The organism is Hephaestia caeni (assembly GCF_003550065.1).
In the GTDB taxonomy this organism is placed as follows: Bacteria; Pseudomonadota; Alphaproteobacteria; order Sphingomonadales; family Sphingomonadaceae; genus Sphingomonas; species Sphingomonas caeni_A.
On record NZ_QXDC01000003.1, the window covers coordinates 433,738 to 448,207 of the forward strand.

Annotated in this window: 17 protein-coding genes and 1 tRNA gene; 13 read left to right on the plus strand and 5 right to left on the minus strand. The window is 67.4% G+C overall.

All coding sequences use genetic code 11. The features are described from left to right. Positions 1–27 precede the first annotated feature (27 nt). The 4 genes from yajC to DFR49_RS10410 are packed head-to-tail and all read left to right on the plus strand — an operon-like array spanning position 28 to position 3,331. On the plus strand, positions 28–366 hold the full coding sequence (gene yajC, locus DFR49_RS10395; protein WP_119036361.1) for a preprotein translocase subunit YajC: 339 nt from the start codon (positions 28–30) through the stop codon (positions 364–366). A gap of 1 nt (position 367) precedes the next feature. After that, positions 368–1,969 carry a protein translocase subunit SecD gene (secD, locus tag DFR49_RS10400; protein ID WP_119035682.1) on the plus strand — a complete coding sequence of 534 codons (1,602 nt, stop codon included), beginning with the start codon at positions 368–370 and terminating at the stop codon, positions 1,967–1,969. Positions 1,970–1,982: 13 nt separating this feature from the next. Beyond that, positions 1,983–2,957 carry a protein translocase subunit SecF gene (gene secF, locus DFR49_RS10405; protein WP_119035683.1) on the plus strand — a complete coding sequence of 325 codons (975 nt, stop codon included), beginning with the start codon at positions 1,983–1,985 and terminating at the stop codon, positions 2,955–2,957. Beyond that, the gene (locus tag DFR49_RS10410; RefSeq protein ID WP_119035684.1) at positions 2,957–3,331 is read left to right on the plus strand and encodes an MTH938/NDUFAF3 family protein; all 375 of its coding nucleotides are present in this window, start codon (positions 2,957–2,959) and stop codon (positions 3,329–3,331) included. The genes secF and DFR49_RS10410 overlap by 1 nt, the downstream gene beginning before the upstream one ends. Before the next feature lie 73 nt (positions 3,332–3,404). Here DFR49_RS10410 and DFR49_RS10415 read toward each other — a convergent pair whose 3' ends face one another. Further along, the gene (locus tag DFR49_RS10415; protein ID WP_119036362.1) at positions 3,405–4,559 is read right to left on the minus strand and encodes a glycosyltransferase; all 1,155 of its coding nucleotides are present in this window, start codon (positions 4,557–4,559) and stop codon (positions 3,405–3,407) included. Positions 4,560–4,654: 95 nt separating this feature from the next. Here DFR49_RS10415 and DFR49_RS10420 point away from each other — a divergent pair, with 95 nt between their 5' ends. Together DFR49_RS10420 and DFR49_RS10425 are read left to right on the plus strand one after the other, a co-directional pair. Beyond that, positions 4,655–5,284, plus strand: a complete 630-nt coding sequence (locus tag DFR49_RS10420) for a DedA family protein (RefSeq protein ID WP_119035685.1) — start codon at positions 4,655–4,657, stop codon at positions 5,282–5,284. Between the two features lie 176 nt (positions 5,285–5,460). Further along, positions 5,461–5,964 (plus strand): hypothetical protein, encoded by a 504-nt coding sequence (locus DFR49_RS10425; protein ID WP_147373678.1) that lies wholly within the window; start codon positions 5,461–5,463, stop codon positions 5,962–5,964. Between the two features lie 83 nt (positions 5,965–6,047). On the opposite strand, the gene DFR49_RS10430 is transcribed toward DFR49_RS10425, so the two are convergent. Continuing rightward, on the minus strand, positions 6,048–6,332 hold the full coding sequence (locus tag DFR49_RS10430) for a chorismate mutase (RefSeq protein ID WP_119035687.1): 285 nt from the start codon (positions 6,330–6,332) through the stop codon (positions 6,048–6,050). 108 nt (positions 6,333–6,440) lie between these two features. Between DFR49_RS10430 and DFR49_RS10435 the strand changes: the two genes are divergently transcribed. Beyond that, positions 6,441–7,454, plus strand: a complete 1,014-nt coding sequence (locus tag DFR49_RS10435; protein ID WP_119036363.1) for a polyprenyl synthetase family protein — start codon at positions 6,441–6,443, stop codon at positions 7,452–7,454. On the opposite strand, the gene DFR49_RS10440 is transcribed toward DFR49_RS10435, so the two are convergent. Further along, entirely contained in the window at positions 7,448–8,119 is a 672-nt protein-coding gene (locus tag DFR49_RS10440; RefSeq protein WP_119035688.1) for a uracil-DNA glycosylase, read from the minus strand. The two genes, DFR49_RS10435 and DFR49_RS10440, sit on opposite strands and share 7 nt — an antisense overlap. A 23-nt stretch (positions 8,120–8,142) precedes the next feature. Between DFR49_RS10440 and folK the strand changes: the two genes are divergently transcribed. The 4 genes from folK to DFR49_RS10460 all read left to right on the plus strand — a co-directional run bounded on the left by folK (position 8,143) and on the right by DFR49_RS10460 (position 9,941). Beyond that, positions 8,143–8,628 (plus strand): 2-amino-4-hydroxy-6-hydroxymethyldihydropteridine diphosphokinase, encoded by a 486-nt coding sequence (gene folK / locus DFR49_RS10445; RefSeq protein WP_119035689.1) that lies wholly within the window; start codon positions 8,143–8,145, stop codon positions 8,626–8,628. A 17-nt stretch (positions 8,629–8,645) separates the two neighbouring features. Continuing rightward, positions 8,646–8,721: transfer RNA gene (locus tag DFR49_RS10450), tRNA-Lys, on the plus strand. Positions 8,722–8,851: 130 nt separating this feature from the next. Then, complete coding sequence (locus DFR49_RS10455) at positions 8,852–9,229, plus strand: MbcA/ParS/Xre antitoxin family protein (RefSeq protein ID WP_119036364.1); 378 nt, start codon at positions 8,852–8,854, stop codon at positions 9,227–9,229. Then, positions 9,201–9,941 (plus strand): RES family NAD+ phosphorylase, encoded by a 741-nt coding sequence (locus DFR49_RS10460; RefSeq protein ID WP_119035690.1) that lies wholly within the window; start codon positions 9,201–9,203, stop codon positions 9,939–9,941. Before DFR49_RS10455 ends, DFR49_RS10460 begins: the two co-directional genes overlap by 29 nt. A gap of 132 nt (positions 9,942–10,073) precedes the next feature. On the opposite strand, the gene DFR49_RS10465 is transcribed toward DFR49_RS10460, so the two are convergent. Then, positions 10,074–10,352, minus strand: a complete 279-nt coding sequence (locus DFR49_RS10465) for a hypothetical protein (protein ID WP_119035691.1) — start codon at positions 10,350–10,352, stop codon at positions 10,074–10,076. Positions 10,353–10,448: 96 nt separating this feature from the next. Here DFR49_RS10465 and DFR49_RS10470 point away from each other — a divergent pair, with 96 nt between their 5' ends. After that, on the plus strand, positions 10,449–11,177 hold the full coding sequence (locus DFR49_RS10470) for a phosphatase PAP2 family protein (RefSeq protein ID WP_211325866.1): 729 nt from the start codon (positions 10,449–10,451) through the stop codon (positions 11,175–11,177). Positions 11,178–11,255: 78 nt separating this feature from the next. Here DFR49_RS10470 and DFR49_RS10475 read toward each other — a convergent pair whose 3' ends face one another. Next, complete coding sequence (locus DFR49_RS10475; RefSeq protein WP_119035692.1) at positions 11,256–12,083, minus strand: HpcH/HpaI aldolase/citrate lyase family protein; 828 nt, start codon at positions 12,081–12,083, stop codon at positions 11,256–11,258. Positions 12,084–12,223: 140 nt separating this feature from the next. Between DFR49_RS10475 and DFR49_RS10480 the strand changes: the two genes are divergently transcribed. Continuing rightward, positions 12,224–14,356: a TonB-dependent receptor gene (locus DFR49_RS10480; protein ID WP_170150998.1), complete on the plus strand. Its 2,133-nt coding sequence runs from the start codon at positions 12,224–12,226 to the stop codon at positions 14,354–14,356. Positions 14,357–14,470 lie beyond the last annotated feature (114 nt).

The window sequence follows — 14,470 nt, forward strand, 5'->3', positions numbered from 1 at the left end:
CTCGCGTTCCAGACAGTCGGGACCTTCATGTTCGCAACTCCAGCTTATGCCCAGGCCGCCGGTGCGGCGTCCGACGCAGGCGCCGCCGGCTCGATCCTGTCGTTCGCGCCGCTCGTCCTCATCTTCGTCGCTTTCTATTTCCTGATGATCCGCCCGCAATCAAAGCGGATGAAGGAGCTTCAGGCCTCGGTCGCTGCCGTCAAGAAAGGCGATGAAGTGACCACCGCGGGCGGGATCGTCGGCAAGGTGACCAAGGTCGAGGATCTGATCGTCGAGATCGAGATCGCCACCGGCGTCAAGGTGAAGGTCGTCAAATCCACGCTGGCGGCGGTCGCGCCGCGCGGCGCCAAGCCGGCGAACGACTAAGATGCTCGATTTTCCGCGCTGGAAGATCACCTCGATCATCGCCTTCCTCGTGGCGTTGATGCTGCTGGCGGTGCCGAGCTTCTTCCCCGAAGATCAGACCGCCAAATGGCCGATCCCGCATCCGCGGGTCAATCTGGGGCTCGATCTTGCCGGCGGCAGCTATCTGCTGCTCGAGGCCGACACCAAGGATCTCGCCAGCTCGCGGCTCGAGCAGATGCGCGAGCAGGTGCTGACCGAAATGCGTCGCACCGAGCCCCGGATCGGCATCGGCGACATCTCGATCCGCGGCGGTAAACTCTCCTTCATGGTCCGCGACGCGAGCCAGGTCGACGCCGCGCGCGAGCGGCTGCTGGGCATCACCGGCAGCGGTGCGGGCATGACCGGGCAGCGCGAGTGGAACGTCGAGGTGGTCGATACCTCGCGCTTCGTGCTCACCCCCACGCAAGCCGGGCTGAGCGAGGCGATCAAGACCGCGATGGCCGACGCGACCGAGGTCGTGCGCCGCCGCATCGACGAACTCGGCACCAAGGAGCCGACGATCATCCAGCAGGGCAGCGACCGGATCGTCGTCCAGGTGCCGGGCTTGCAGGACCCGCAGGCGCTGAAGGACCTGCTCGGCAAGACCGCCAAGCTCGAATTCAAGATGGTCGACATGAACGCCGACCCCGCCGAACTGGTGAAGGGCAACGCGCCGATCGGCGACGAGATCGTGCCCTATCCCGGCAACCCGATGGGCATCCCGGTGATCGCGGTGAAGCGCGCGACGATCATCGAGGGCGGCCAGTTGGTCGACGCCCGCCAATCGTTCGAGCCGCAGACCAACGCGCCGATCGTCGACATCACCTTCAACGGCGAGGGCGGCAAGCGCTTCGCCCGGGTGACGCGCGAGAATACCGGCAAGCAGTTCGCGATGATCCTCGACAATCAGGTGATCTCGGCGCCCTCGATCAACGAGCCGATCATGGGCGGCAAGGCGATGATCAGCGGCAGCTTCACCGTCGACAGCGCCAACGAACTGGCGATCGCGCTCCGATCCGGCAAGCTGCCGGTGCCGCTCAAGGTGGTCGAGGAACATACCGTCGGCCCCGATCTCGGTACCGATTCGATCCACGCGGGCATCCTCGCCTCGGCGATCGCGGCGACCGCGGTGATCGTGTTCATGTTCGTCACCTACGGCCGCTTCGGGCTCTATGCCGACCTTGCCGTCACCATCAACATCTTCGTCATCCTGGGCGTGATGGCGCTGCTCAACGCGACGCTCACCTTGCCCGGCATCGCCGGGTTCGTGCTGACGATCGGCACCGCGGTGGACGCCAACGTGCTGATCAACGAGCGCATCCGCGAGGAACGCCATCGAGGGCGAAACGTCGTTCAGGCGGTCGAGCTGGGCTATACCGAGGCCAGCCGCACGATCTTCGAGGCGAACGTGACGCACGCGATCGCGGGCTTCATCATGCTGATGCTCGGATCGGGGCCGATCAAGGGCTTCGCGATCGTGCTGCTGATCGGCATCGCGACGTCGGTGTTCACCGCCGTTACCTTCACGCGCATGTTGGTTGCGATCTGGCTTCGCCGGAATCGTCCCAGCGACATCCACATCTGACGGGACCGGATCGATGCGTCTTCTGAAAATGGTTCCCGACGATACCAACATCGATTTCGTGCGCCTGCGCCACGCGGCGTTCACGATCACGGCGTTGTTGACGGTGGCGGCGATCGCGCTCGTCCTCGTGCGCGGGCTCAACATGGGCGTCGATTTCGTCGGCGGGCTGATGATCGAGGAGAAATTCGAATCGCCGCCGCCGCTCGACGAGGTGCGCAAGACGATCGAAAGCCTCAACGTCGGCGAGGCCACGCTTCAACCATTCGGCGATCCGCGCACGATCTCGATCCGACTGCCGGCGCCGGAAACCACCGACGAAGGCGCGACCAACGCCATCGTCAGCAAGGTGGAAACCGCGCTCTCCGCCAAGTTCCCGGGCGCGACCTTCTCGCGCTACGCCACCGTCTCGGGCAAGGTCTCGGGCGAGCTGGTGCGCAACGGCATCCTCGCGGTCATCCTCGCGGTGGTGGGGATCGGGCTGTTCGCGATGTTCCGGTTCGAATGGCAGTTCGGCATCTCCACCGTGGTCGCGATCCTGCACGACGTGCTGATGGCGATGGGCTTCTTCGCATTGTTCCGCGAATGGCTGGTGTTCGATCTCACCATTGTCGCCGCGGTGCTGACGATCGTCGGCTATTCGATCAACGACAAGATCGTGATCGACGACCGCATCCGCGAAAACATGCGGCGATACCGCAAGATGGACATGACCCAGATCGTCAACCTGTCGGTCAACGAGACGCTGCCGCGGACGGTGATGACATCGGTGACGATCCTGCTGGCGCTGGGCGCGCTGCTGATCTGGGGCGGGCACGTGCTGCGCGGCTTCACCGCGGTGATGATCCTCGGCGTGATCGTCGGCACCTATTCGTCGATCTACGTGTCGTCGTCGCTGCTGATCACGCTCGGCCTGCGCGCCGAGCCGCCCGCCGACAAGCCGGGCGCGGTCAGCAACGCCGAACGGGTCGGACCAAAGAGCGGCGGCTGATGCGGATCGACCGCGAGACGCGTGCCGCCGGGCCGATCGTCAGCGGTTTCGCGGCGGGCGGCTTCAAGGTCGACGAAGCGGTCCACCCTGCGTTGCTGATCAGCCCCGAGGGCGCGGCCGGCTGGGCACCCCCGCCGCTCGACGCGCTGCGCGTCGACGATCTCGGCACGATCCTGGCGATCGACCCGCCGCCCGAATTCGTGCTGCTCGGCACCGGCCCCGATCTCGTCCGCCCCGCGCCCGCGTTCGTCGCCGCGCTCGAGGCGCGCGGGATCGGCGTCGAGGCGATGGACAGCCGCGCCGCCGCGCGCGCCTGGGGCGTGCTGCGCGGCGAAGGGCGCGTGATCGTCGGCGCCTTCTACCCGCTCGCCTGAGCGGCGGTTTTTCCGCTTGCGCGGACGCGGTACTGGTCCGGTGCCGCCTTTGGTTCAGCCTCGCTGAAACAGACTATAACCCCGCAAGATGCGCATAGAGCGCGGCAGTATTCGCCTCCCAGGTGAAGGGTAGCGCCGACCGACGCGTTTCCTCGGGCGACGGCGGGTGTGCGAGCACTTCCTTGATCGCGGCGGCGAAGGCGGGCGCGGTGCGCGCGACGACGCGCCCCGCCGCCGCGTCGCGCACCAGTTCGCGCGCGCCGCCCGCATCGGTGATGACGACCGGGGTGCCGCAGGCGAGCGATTCGACCCAGGCATTGGCGAGCCCTTCCGATGACGAGGCGAGCGCGCTGACATCGGCGGCGGCGATCAGGCGCGGTAGATCGGCATGCGGGACGGCGCCGAGCAGGCGGACGCGATCCGTGAGCCCCAACCGGGCGATCAACGCGTCGAGCCGGCCGCGTTCGGGGCCGTCGCCCGCGATCAGCAGCGTCGCATCGGGCACGCCGCGCATCGCTTCGATGACGATCGCATGGCCCTTGCGCTCGATCAGCGCGCCGACTGCGACGACGAGCGGCCCCGTGACGCCGAGCGCGCTTTTTGCGGTGGGACGATCCAACGGCGCGAAGCGATCGAGGTCGACGCCGGTCCGGTGGACGCGGATGTTTTCCGCCGGCAGGCCGAGCGCAGCCATGTCGCGCTTCATCGCTTCCGACACGGCGAGCATCCCGGCAGCACCGTGCCCGGCGGCGACCACCTGGCGACCGGTAGGCCCATGCCCCCAATGGTGGATGTCGGCGCCGCGCGCCTTGATCGAGACCGGCACGCCGTAGCGCTGCCCGAGCGCGATCGCGGCGGGGCCGTCGGGAAAGAAGAATTCGGCATCGATGACGTCGAAGGGAAATTCTTCCCGCAGCGCATCGATCACCGGCACCAGCGCGCGGACCAGCGCCGCGACATGACGCCGCCCGCCCGTCCCCGGCACCGTCAGAAAGCGCGGCCGCAGCGTATCGAGCCCTTTCCACATTTCATGCCGGGGCAGGCCCGCGAGCGCGCGGTAACGCGGGTGGCGCGTCAGCGGCCACGGCGGCAGCCCGATGGGCGCGACCAGCCGCAGATCGACCTCGGCGTACGCCGCGAGCCCAAGCGTCTGGCGTTCGACGAACACCCCGAAATTGGGGCGGGTCGCATCGGGGAACAGGGTGGCGAGGGTCAGCACACGCAGCATCGCCCCGTCATAGCGCGAGAAGGTTAAGAGGTGCTCGCGGATCGACGCGCTTTCGGGCTGGCAAAGCCCGCCCGCGACGGGCATGCGCAATCGCCATGATCGAACATATCCTCGCCTGGCTTGCGGGCATCATCATTTCCGTCATTTCGACGACGGGCTATCTCGGCATCCTGATCCTGATGGCGATCGAATCGGCGTGCATTCCACTGCCGTCCGAGGTGATCATGCCGTTCGCAGGCTATCTGGTATCGACCGGCCGATTCGACCTGGTCCTCGCCGCGACGGCGGGGGCGCTGGGCTGCAACGTCGGGTCGATCTTTGCCTATGAGGCGGGCAAGCGCGGCGGACGGCCGCTGATCGAGCGCTGGGGCAAATTCGTGCTGATCGGGCCGGGCGAGCTCGACGCCGCCGACCGTTTCTTCGCGCGCTGGGGATCGATCGCGGTGCTGATCGGGCGGCTGATGCCGGTGATCCGGTCGTTCATCGCCTTCCCGGCGGGAATCGCGCGGATGCCGCTGGGGAAATTCCACCTCTACACCTTCATCGGCTCATGGCCGTGGTGCTTCGGGCTCGCCTGGCTGGGCATGGTGCTGGGCGACAAATGGGACAGCGACCCGCGCGTCAAGGCGGCGTTCCATTCGGCCGACGCGGTGATCCTGGCGGTGCTCGTGCTGGGCGCGATCGCCTATGTCTGGCACCGCTGGCGCGGCGTGCGGCGGGGATGAGGGAAACCCGGAGGTATCGCCGGCTGATGGACCTAGCGAACAAGGGACATACCGATCTGGACGGATTTTGTTGGTGGATTGATGCCTTTCCGCTTTGGACGATTATGCGTCGAAAGGGGACATTCCATCCGCCATTTACATGTCGCAAACCATGAGAGCCGCGCTAGGCCGGTATTATGAGCGTGCAGATTTCTGAGGTCAGCACAACAGCAACGTCGCCACTTGGCGCGGTATCGTTCCACGTCAGCGGATCGTCTGGCATTACGATTGACGTATCTCAGACCGAAGTACCCGCACTGCCCAAGGGTATGGTCGTCGACGGTGTAATGCTGATTTGCATCCATATAGCAACGCCAGTTACCCGCGAGTTTCCCGTGCAGCTAACGGCAAGTGTTGGTTGCAATGGAGATGCCGAAACCGGCGAGTGGTTAGAAAGCATGGCGTTCCCAAGCGACGACGGCGTTTTGCAGGTGGCGATGCGAGATACTGAATGGCTTGCTGCGAACGGCGTTACCGCAGAGCCTGTGCAATACCAGCGGCAGGGCTTCTATCAGATTATTAGCAATGCTCCCGCTGCAACGACGCTTTACGTCAGCGTGGCCTGGCGGGTTGATGATCGCGCGGCGGCCGCAAACGACGCCTCCACATGGTTTGCGGCCGATCTTACACTCCCCAGCTAGTGGGTCAGGCAACGTCTATGATCGACCGCAATATGCAGCGATGTAGAGCGAACGGCAGAGAATGACCTGAACCGTCGCCCGCCTCATGCTTCGTCGCGCAGACGCTCGTGGTGGCGGATCACTTCGTCGATGATGAAGCGCAGGAATTTCTCCGAGAATTCGGGGTCGAGATCGGCCTCGTGCGCGAGCCGGCGCAGCCGCGCGATCTGGCGTTCCTCGCGCGCCGGATCGGCCGGGGGCAGCCCCTCGGTCGCCTTGTAGCGGCCGACCGCCTTGGTGATCCGAAACCGCTCCGCCAGCATGAAGACGAGCGCGGCGTCGATATTGTCGATGCTCTGCCGGAATTGCGCCAGCGTCTCGTCGGTCATCGTGGGGGCTCCTTCGCCAGATCGCGCGGCCTTTTGGGCATGCGGCCGCGCGCGCGCAACCCCAAACGCTTGCCTTTGACGCCGTTCCCCGCCACATCGCCGTGCACGATGACCGCGACGATCCACCGCCTCGATGCGCACCCGCAGCCCTCGCTCGATCCGATGATCGCGCTCGTCGCGGGCGATATGAACCTCGTCAATGCGGTGATCCTCGATCGGATGCAGTCGCAGATTCCGCTGATTCCCGAGCTTGCCGGGCATCTGATCGCGGGCGGCGGCAAGCGCATGCGGCCGATGCTGACGCTCGCGGGGGCGGCGCTGCTGGGCTATACCGGCAACCGTCACCACCGGCTCGCCGCCGCGGTCGAATTCATTCACACCGCCACCCTGCTCCACGACGATGTCGTCGACGGATCGGACCTGCGGCGGGGGAAACGCACCGCCAACATCATCTGGGGCAACCCGGCGAGCGTGCTGGTCGGCGATTTCCTGTTCTCCAAAAGCTTCGAACTGATGGTCGAGGACGGCAGCCTGAAGGCGCTCAAGATCCTGTCCAACGCGAGCGCGGTGATCGCGGAAGGCGAGGTCAACCAGCTTACCGCGACGCGCCGGATCAACCTCGGCGAAGAACGCTATCTCGACATCATCGGCGCCAAGACCGCCGCGCTGTTCGCCGCCGCGTGCCGGATCGCCGCCGTCGTCGCCGAGCGCGAGGAAGCCGCCGAGACCGCGCTCGACGCCTATGGCCGCAACCTCGGCATCGCATTCCAGCTTGTCGACGACGCTATCGATTACGTCTCTGACGCCGATACGATGGGCAAGGACGCCGGCGACGATTTCCGCGAGGGCAAGGTGACGCTGCCCGTCATCCTCGCCTATGCGCGCGGCGACGAGGCCGAGCGCACGTTCTGGAAAGACGCGATCGAGGGCCGGCGCACGAGCGACGACGATCTCGCGCACGCCATCCGCCTGATCCGCGACAGCCGCGCGGTGGACGATACGCTGGCGCGCGCGCGCCATTACGGCCAGCGCGCGATCGACGCGCTCGGCATGTTCGCATCGGGCCGCGCGAAGGACGCGATGGTCGAGGCGGTCGAATTCGCGATCGCGCGCGCTTACTGAGCCGCGCCCAGCGCCGCCTTCACCTCGAACGCCCGCGCGAACACCGCTTCGAACATCGCCGCCGTCAACCGGCCGGTGTTCGTGTTGTAGCGCGAGCAGTGATAGCTATCGATCAGCACCCGCCCGCCGGGCAGCCGGTGTTCGGCGAGATGGCCGAACCGCGCCTTGGGCAGCCGCCCGCCCAAGGCCTTCACCGCCGATTGATGCGCGATCTGGCCGAGCGCGATGAAGATGCGCGTCCCCGGCAGCGCCGCGATCGGGGCCTCGAGGAACGGGCGGCAGGTGCGGATTTCCTCGGGCGTCGGCTTGTTCTGCGGCGGCAGGCAGCGCACCGCGTTGACGATGATCGCACCGTTCAGCGTCACCCCGTCGTCGGCCCGCGCCTGATATTGCCCCTCGGACAGCCCGAACTTGGCAAGCGTCGCATAGAGCAGATCGCCCGCATAATCGCCGGTGAACGGCCGCCCGGTGCGATTCGCGCCCTGCTTGCCCGGCGCGAGCCCGACGATCGCGAGCCACGCGTCCGGGTCACCGAAAGCGGGGACCGGCGCGTTCCACCAATCGGGAAAAGCGTCGCGCAGTTCCTCGCGAAACGCGACGAGGCGGGGGCAACGCGGGCAATCGTGTGGCGGCTCGGTCGCCGGTAAGGGGCTTGGTGGCGGCATCCTTCCCGGATAGGCACCAGGCGATGGCAAGGACAAGCTATGTCGTGGCGCTGGGATCGAACCGGCGCGGCCGGCACGGCAGCCCGCGCGCGGAGATCGCGGCGGCGCTGGCGGCGATCGGCGGCGTGACGGCGGTGTCGCCGATCGTGACGACGCCCCCGCTCGGCCCGTCGCTGCGCCGCTTCGCCAATGCCGCCGCGATCATCGAGAGCGACGAGGCGCCGCCCGCCCTGCTGTGCCGCCTCAAGGCCATCGAACAGGCGTTCGGGCGGCGGCGCGGGCGGCGCTGGGGCGCGCGCGTGATCGATCTCGACATCATCCTGTGGTCGGGCGGCGCCTGGGCGGACGCGCGGCTTACCGTGCCGCACCGCGCGTTTCGCGCGCGCGGCTTCGTGCTCGGGCCGCTGCTGGCGATCGCCCCCGGCTGGCGCGACCCGCTGACCGGACGCACCGTTCGCCAACTCGCCCATCGCCAGCGCGCGGTTGACCGGCGCGCGCGCGATGCGTAACGCCGCGCGGATGGTGCGGGTCCGTAGCTCAGTCGGTAGAGCAAGCGACTTTTAATCGAGAGGTCCCGGGTTCGAATCCCGGCGGACCCACCATTTTCCCACCACGAATCCACGAACCAAGCGCGATGCCTTGCGGCGACAACGAGTGCGCAAGCGCGGGCTTGCAAAATGCCCGTTTCGATCTTATGAATGCTATTGCTGTAATTCGTTCTGGAGAATGCCGATGGCAACGGCGCGACTGGCCCGCACGGCGGACGAGAATCGGGTGCTTTCCGAAGCGGTCGCCCGCGTGGCGCGCTGCTGGAAGCTGACCAACGAGCAGCTCGGCGCCATCCTGGGGCTGTCGTCCGCGACGGTGTCGCGGCTTCATGCGGGTGGTTTCCGGCTCAATCGGTCGAACAAGGCGTTCGAGCTGGGCCAGTATCTCGTGCGCCTGTTCCGCAGCCTCGATTCGCTGATGGGCAGCGACGACGCGGCCGCGATCTCGTGGCTCAGGACCGCCAATCTCGATCTCGGCGCGCGTCCGGTCGATCTGATCCGCACCATTCGAGGCCTGAGCGACGTGGCGGATTATGTCGACGATTACCGCGCACGCGTCTGATATCACCCCCGACGCCCGCGATTTCCGCGCCTATCGGGGCGACGTCTGGCGGCTGGTCGAGGCGCAGCACCGCATCTCGACCAACCGGCTCACGGCGGATGCGGGCGACCAGGTGCTTCTCGAACAGCTCGTCGAGGAAGCGAAGCCGGCGCTGCCGCCCGCCGCGCATCGGCTGCACTATCTGCTCGCGACGCCGTTCCGCTACGGCTACAAAAAGGGGTCGCGCTTTCGGGCGGCGGGCGAGCGGCCGGGCATTTTCTACGCCTCGGAGCAGCTCGCGACCGCGATCGCCGAAACCGCTTATTGGCGGCTGCTGTTCTTTTCGCGGTCGCCGGGCTTCACCCCGCCGAACGCGGTGGTCGAACATTCGGCCTTCACCGTGGCGATCGCCGTCGACCGGCTGATCGACCTCACCGCGCCGCCGTTCGCGCAGGCCGCCGCGCGCTGGCGCGATCCCGACGATTATTCGGCGTGTCGCGCCCTGGCCGGGGCCGCGCGGCGGATCGACACCCAGGCCATCCGCTATACCTCTGTGCGCGATCCCGACAGCGGCGCGAACGTCGCGTTGCTCGACCCGTCGGGTTTCGCCGCACGCACGCCCCGGATCGAGCAGACATGGCATTTCCGCTACGAAAGCGGCCGGATCACCGCATTCGCCGCCTTTCCCTCGAACGAACGCTATTCGTTCTCCTGCGCGCAATTCGGGCTTTGAGCCGGATCGGGCGACACTGAACCCGGTTACGGCACCGGCCCGCTCCCCCACCCCGCCTCCTACGGCAATATGCTGAATGGGAGGTGGGGTGGGGGAGCGGGCCGGTGCGGCCTACACAAAAGGAATCACATTCTAATGCGCGACCGGTGCCTCCGCTTCGGGGTCGAGCGGCAGGAGGTTATCCATCCGTTCGCGCACGCGCTTCTCGAAATCGGCCTGGGTCTGTGAACGCGGCCGTGCGCCGGCGACATCGGCGATGATCGCCTCGCGGATGCGCTCGACCGCGTCGTGGCCGAGCACGCGGGCATCGAGCAGTTCCTTGAGCAACTGAAGCAGCCCCACCGCGCTGCCCGATGCACGCATCCCGATCGCATCGAGATCAGCGCGCACGCGATCGCTATCGCTCTGCATCGATCCTCTCCCTCTGGTGCCGGCACAGCCTATCAGGGGGAGGCACGTGCGCAAGGGTGCGCTATCGAGGCACCGACGAGGAAACGGCAGAATATCATGGAGCATCCCCATCTTCCCCATCCGCAGGGCGCCGACGCCGCCGGCCAGGTGCCCGAGGCGGTGCGTCATCCGCCGTGGCTGCTCTGGGCCGCCGCAGGGCTCGCGCTGGCGATGGCGATCGTGGCGCTGGTCGGCTGGACGATCGATCGTGGCCATGTCTTCGGCTTCGACCGTTCGATCATGCGCGCGATGCGGCATGCGGGCAATACCGCGCTGCCGATCGGCCCGGCGTGGCTCGAAGGCCTGATGATCGACATCACGACGCTGGGCGGCGGCACCGCGCTGACGCTGGTCGTCGTGCTGACAGCGGGCTTCCTCGCGGTGCGGCGCTTGTGGATCACCGCGGCGCTGGTGGTAGCGGCGACCGCGCTGGGCTCGCTCGCGGTCGATCTTGCGAAGCTGATCGTCGCGCGGCCGCGCCCGCAGGTCATCGACCATCTCGTCGAGGTATCGTCGATGAGCTTCCCGAGTGGGCATTCGGCGAACAGCGCGATCGTCTATCTCACGATCGCGACGCTGCTGGCACAGGTGGTCGACACGCGCGGCGCGCGCAACTTCATCCTCGTCGCCGCCGGGCTGCTCGTCGTCGCGATCGGATGCAGCCGCGTCTATCTGGGCGTCCACTGGCCGACCGACGTGCTCGCCGGGTGGAGCTTCGGGACGTTCTGGGCGCTCGGCTGGTGGGCGCTCGGCGCGTGGATCAGGATCAAACGCTCAACCGGTTAGCGCATCACGCCGACAATCAAGACACCCCGTCACCCGTTCCCCCGCGCTCGTCGACGCGAGTCGGGTCGCCGCAACGGATTAAAGCCCAAGCAACCGCTGCGCCGCTTTCAGATGCGGCGCGTCGACCATCTTGCCGTCGAGCGACAGCGCACCCGCGCCGGGATTGGTGGCGAACAGATCGACGATGCGGCGCGCGTGCGCGATCTCGTCGTCGCCGGGCGTAAAGGCGGCGTTGATCACCGGCACCTGCGTGGGGTGGATCGCCATCATCCCGGTAAAGCCGTCGCGGCGGCCGCGCGCGGCATAAGCGGCGAGCCCGTCGAGATCGCGGAAATCGGGATAGACCGTCTCGATCGCGGGCACGCCCGCGGCGTGGGCGCCGAACAGGGTGAGCGCGCGCGCGAGTTCATAAGGCGGCGTGAAGCGGCCATCGGCCTCGCGCGCCGTTGCCGCGCCGATCGCGGCGGGCAGATCCTCCGCCCCCCAGGTCAGCCCCGCCAGCCGATCGGTGATCCCGCCATAGGTGCCCGCCGAAAAGATCGCCGCCGGGGTTTCGGTGGCGATCGGCAGGATCAGCATGTTTTCGGGCAGCCACGAATCGAGCGCCTTGAGCGACGATGCGCCCTCGGCCTTGGGCAGCACGATCCCATCGGGCGCGGCGGGCAGCATCGCGGCGAGATCGTCGGCGATGAAATCGCTGTCGAGCGGGTTGATCCGCACGAACAGGGGCATGGCGCGCGGCGTGCCGAGGAACGCCGCCACCGCCTCGCGCGCCGCCGGCTTGGCATCGGGCGCGACCGCATCCTCGAGATCGAGGATCAGCGCATCGGCGCCGAGACCGAGCGCCTTTTCCATCCGATCGGGCCGATCCCCGGGCACGAACAGCAGCGAACGCAGACGGGGCATGGGCTTCTCCAGACGGATCGAATGACGCGATTCGCTAGCACGCGGCAGAGGTGCGACAAAATCCTCATTGGGTCTTGTAATACTATATCATCACCTGTACCGCGCCGCACAAAGATCGTTCAGTCCAGGGAGTTTCATTCATGCCGATCCGTTCGCTTCTTCTCGCCGGGGTAGCGCTAGCCGCCGCGTCCGCCGCCCACGCGCAGACGAGCCGCGACGACGATGCGACGCCAGCGAACATCATCGTCACCGCGCCGATCGAACAGAGCGAGGCCGACGTGCTGTCGGGCACATCGATCGTCAGCGGCGCCGAACTGACGCGATCGGTGAAGCCGACAATCGGCGAGACGCTGGCGCATCAGCCCGGCGTGACCGCGAGTTCGTTCGGCCCCAACGCCTCGCGCCCGATCCTGCGCGGGTTCCAGGGCGATCGCGTGCGCGTGCTGACCGACGGGATCGGCTCGATCGACGTGTCGAACACCTCGGCCGATCATGCGACGATCATCAACCCGCTGCTCGCCGAGCGCGTCGAGGTGCTGCGCGGGCCTTCCGCCCTGCTGTTCGGATCGTCGGCGGTGGGCGGCGTGGTCAACGTGATCGACCGCCGCATCCCGCGCAGCGTGCCGGGCGACGGCTACCGGCTCGACGGCCTCGCGACCTATGGCTCGGCCGCCGACGAGCGCTCGATCGGCGGCGCGGGCGACGTCGCGGTGGGCGATCACCTCGTGCTCCACGCCGACGGATCGTATCTCAAGACCGGTGACCTGCGCATCGGCGGCCACGCGCTGAGCCCGGCCGCGCGCGCCGCCGCGCTCGCCTCCAGCCACCTGCCGCCCGAGGCAGGGGATGACGGCGAGGAACCGATCGATTTCGCCGCCAACGCCGCGATTCGCGGCAGGCTGCCCAATTCGGCGGCCGAGACGTGGACCGCGGGCGCGGGCGCCGCGTGGATCACCGACGGCGGCAATCTCGGCGTGTCGTACAGCCATTACGACAGCCTCTACGGCGTGCCCGTCCGCTACGCGACCGAGCCCGGCCAGGAACAGGAAGCGCCGCGGCTCGATGTCGTCCAGAACCGCTTCGACGTACGCGGCGAGGTCGATGCCGGCGGCGGGCTGCTCGACAGGATCCGCTTTCGTGCCGCGACCGCGCATTATCGCCATTTCGAACTCGAGGAAGACAATTCGGTCGGCACCGCCTTCTACAATGACGGGATCGAGGCGCGGCTCGAACTCGTCCAGGCGAAGCACGGCGGCTGGCAGGGCGCGACCGGCGTCCAGTATTTCTCGCGCGACTTCGACGTCGAGGGCGACGAGGCCTTCCTGCCCAAGAACAGCACCAGCCAGTTCGGCCTATTCACGCTCCAGCAGCTCGAATCGGGCCGGGTGAAGGCCGAGGCGGGGCTGCGGTACGAGCGTACCAGCGTCGCCTCACACCTTACGGCCGGCGATCTGCGCTTCTTCGACGGCGCCCGGCGTTTCAGCGCGGTGTCGGGCTCGCTCGGCGCGTCGTACGACCTCGGCGGGCAGTGGCGGATCGGCCTCAACGGCTCGCGCACCGAGCGCGCGCCCACCGCCGAGGAATTGTTCGCCAACGGCGGCCATGCCGGCACGCAGGCCTATGAACTCGGCAATCCCAACTTCAAGCTGGAAAAGAGCTGGGGGCTGGAAGCGACGCTCCACCATCACAGCGACGCGTTCAGCGTCGATGCGTCGGCGTTCTACAACTGGTTCTCCAACTACATCTACGAGAACCAGGCCGCGCAAGGCGTGTGCGAGGCGGCGGCGGCGCCGTCGGGCCGCGACGTCGATCTGCCCTGCTACCAGATCAGCCAGGCCGACGCGCGCTATTACGGCTTCGAGATCGACGCCACCGCCAGGCTGGCGACGATCGGCGGCACCGCGATCAACGCCGACGGGCTCGCCGATTACGTCCACGCGACCGTAACCGGCCAAGGCCCGGTACCACGCATCCCACCGCTGCGGCTGCTCGGCGGGATCGAGGCGCAGAGCGACACGGTGACCGGGCGCGTCGAGGTGGAGCACAGTTTCAAGCAGGATCGCGTCGCCGATTTCGAAACGGCGACGCCGAGCTATACGATGGTCAACGCATCGCTGTCGCTGAGCCCGTTCGGCGCGGGTAACCGCACCAGCCTGGTGCTGAGCGCGAACAACATCTTCGACGTCAACGCGCGACGCCATTCGAGCTTCCTCAAGGATTTCGCACCGCTCGCGGGCCGCGATCTGCGCGCGACGCTGAAGTTCAGTCTTTGATGGAGATTCAGCGGGGCTGAATCTCGGAGCGGCGCCGGCCCGCTCCCCCACCCTGCCTCCCAACGGCAGTATACTGAATGGGAGGCGGGGTGGGGGAGCGGGCCGGCGCCGCAA

Coding starts and splice junctions, on each gene's coding strand:
- yajC (WP_119036361.1), top strand. CDS start 28: ATGTTCGCAACTCCAGCTTATGCCCAGGCCGCCGGTGCGGCGTCCGAC.
- secD (WP_119035682.1), top strand. CDS start 368: ATGCTCGATTTTCCGCGCTGGAAGATCACCTCGATCATCGCCTTCCTC.
- secF (WP_119035683.1), top strand. CDS start 1,983: ATGCGTCTTCTGAAAATGGTTCCCGACGATACCAACATCGATTTCGTG.
- DFR49_RS10410 (WP_119035684.1), top strand. CDS start 2,957: ATGCGGATCGACCGCGAGACGCGTGCCGCCGGGCCGATCGTCAGCGGT.
- DFR49_RS10415 (WP_119036362.1), bottom strand. CDS start 4,559: ATGCTGCGTGTGCTGACCCTCGCCACCCTGTTCCCCGATGCGACCCGC.
- DFR49_RS10420 (WP_119035685.1), top strand. CDS start 4,655: ATGATCGAACATATCCTCGCCTGGCTTGCGGGCATCATCATTTCCGTC.
- DFR49_RS10425 (WP_147373678.1), top strand. CDS start 5,461: ATGAGCGTGCAGATTTCTGAGGTCAGCACAACAGCAACGTCGCCACTT.
- DFR49_RS10430 (WP_119035687.1), bottom strand. CDS start 6,332: ATGACCGACGAGACGCTGGCGCAATTCCGGCAGAGCATCGACAATATC.
- DFR49_RS10435 (WP_119036363.1), top strand. CDS start 6,441: ATGACCGCGACGATCCACCGCCTCGATGCGCACCCGCAGCCCTCGCTC.
- DFR49_RS10440 (WP_119035688.1), bottom strand. CDS start 8,119: ATGCCGCCACCAAGCCCCTTACCGGCGACCGAGCCGCCACACGATTGC.
- folK (WP_119035689.1), top strand. CDS start 8,143: ATGGCAAGGACAAGCTATGTCGTGGCGCTGGGATCGAACCGGCGCGGC.
- DFR49_RS10455 (WP_119036364.1), top strand. CDS start 8,852: ATGGCAACGGCGCGACTGGCCCGCACGGCGGACGAGAATCGGGTGCTT.
- DFR49_RS10460 (WP_119035690.1), top strand. CDS start 9,201: ATGTCGACGATTACCGCGCACGCGTCTGATATCACCCCCGACGCCCGC.
- DFR49_RS10465 (WP_119035691.1), bottom strand. CDS start 10,352: ATGCAGAGCGATAGCGATCGCGTGCGCGCTGATCTCGATGCGATCGGG.
- DFR49_RS10470 (WP_211325866.1), top strand. CDS start 10,449: ATGGAGCATCCCCATCTTCCCCATCCGCAGGGCGCCGACGCCGCCGGC.
- DFR49_RS10475 (WP_119035692.1), bottom strand. CDS start 12,083: ATGCCCCGTCTGCGTTCGCTGCTGTTCGTGCCCGGGGATCGGCCCGAT.
- DFR49_RS10480 (WP_170150998.1), top strand. CDS start 12,224: ATGCCGATCCGTTCGCTTCTTCTCGCCGGGGTAGCGCTAGCCGCCGCG.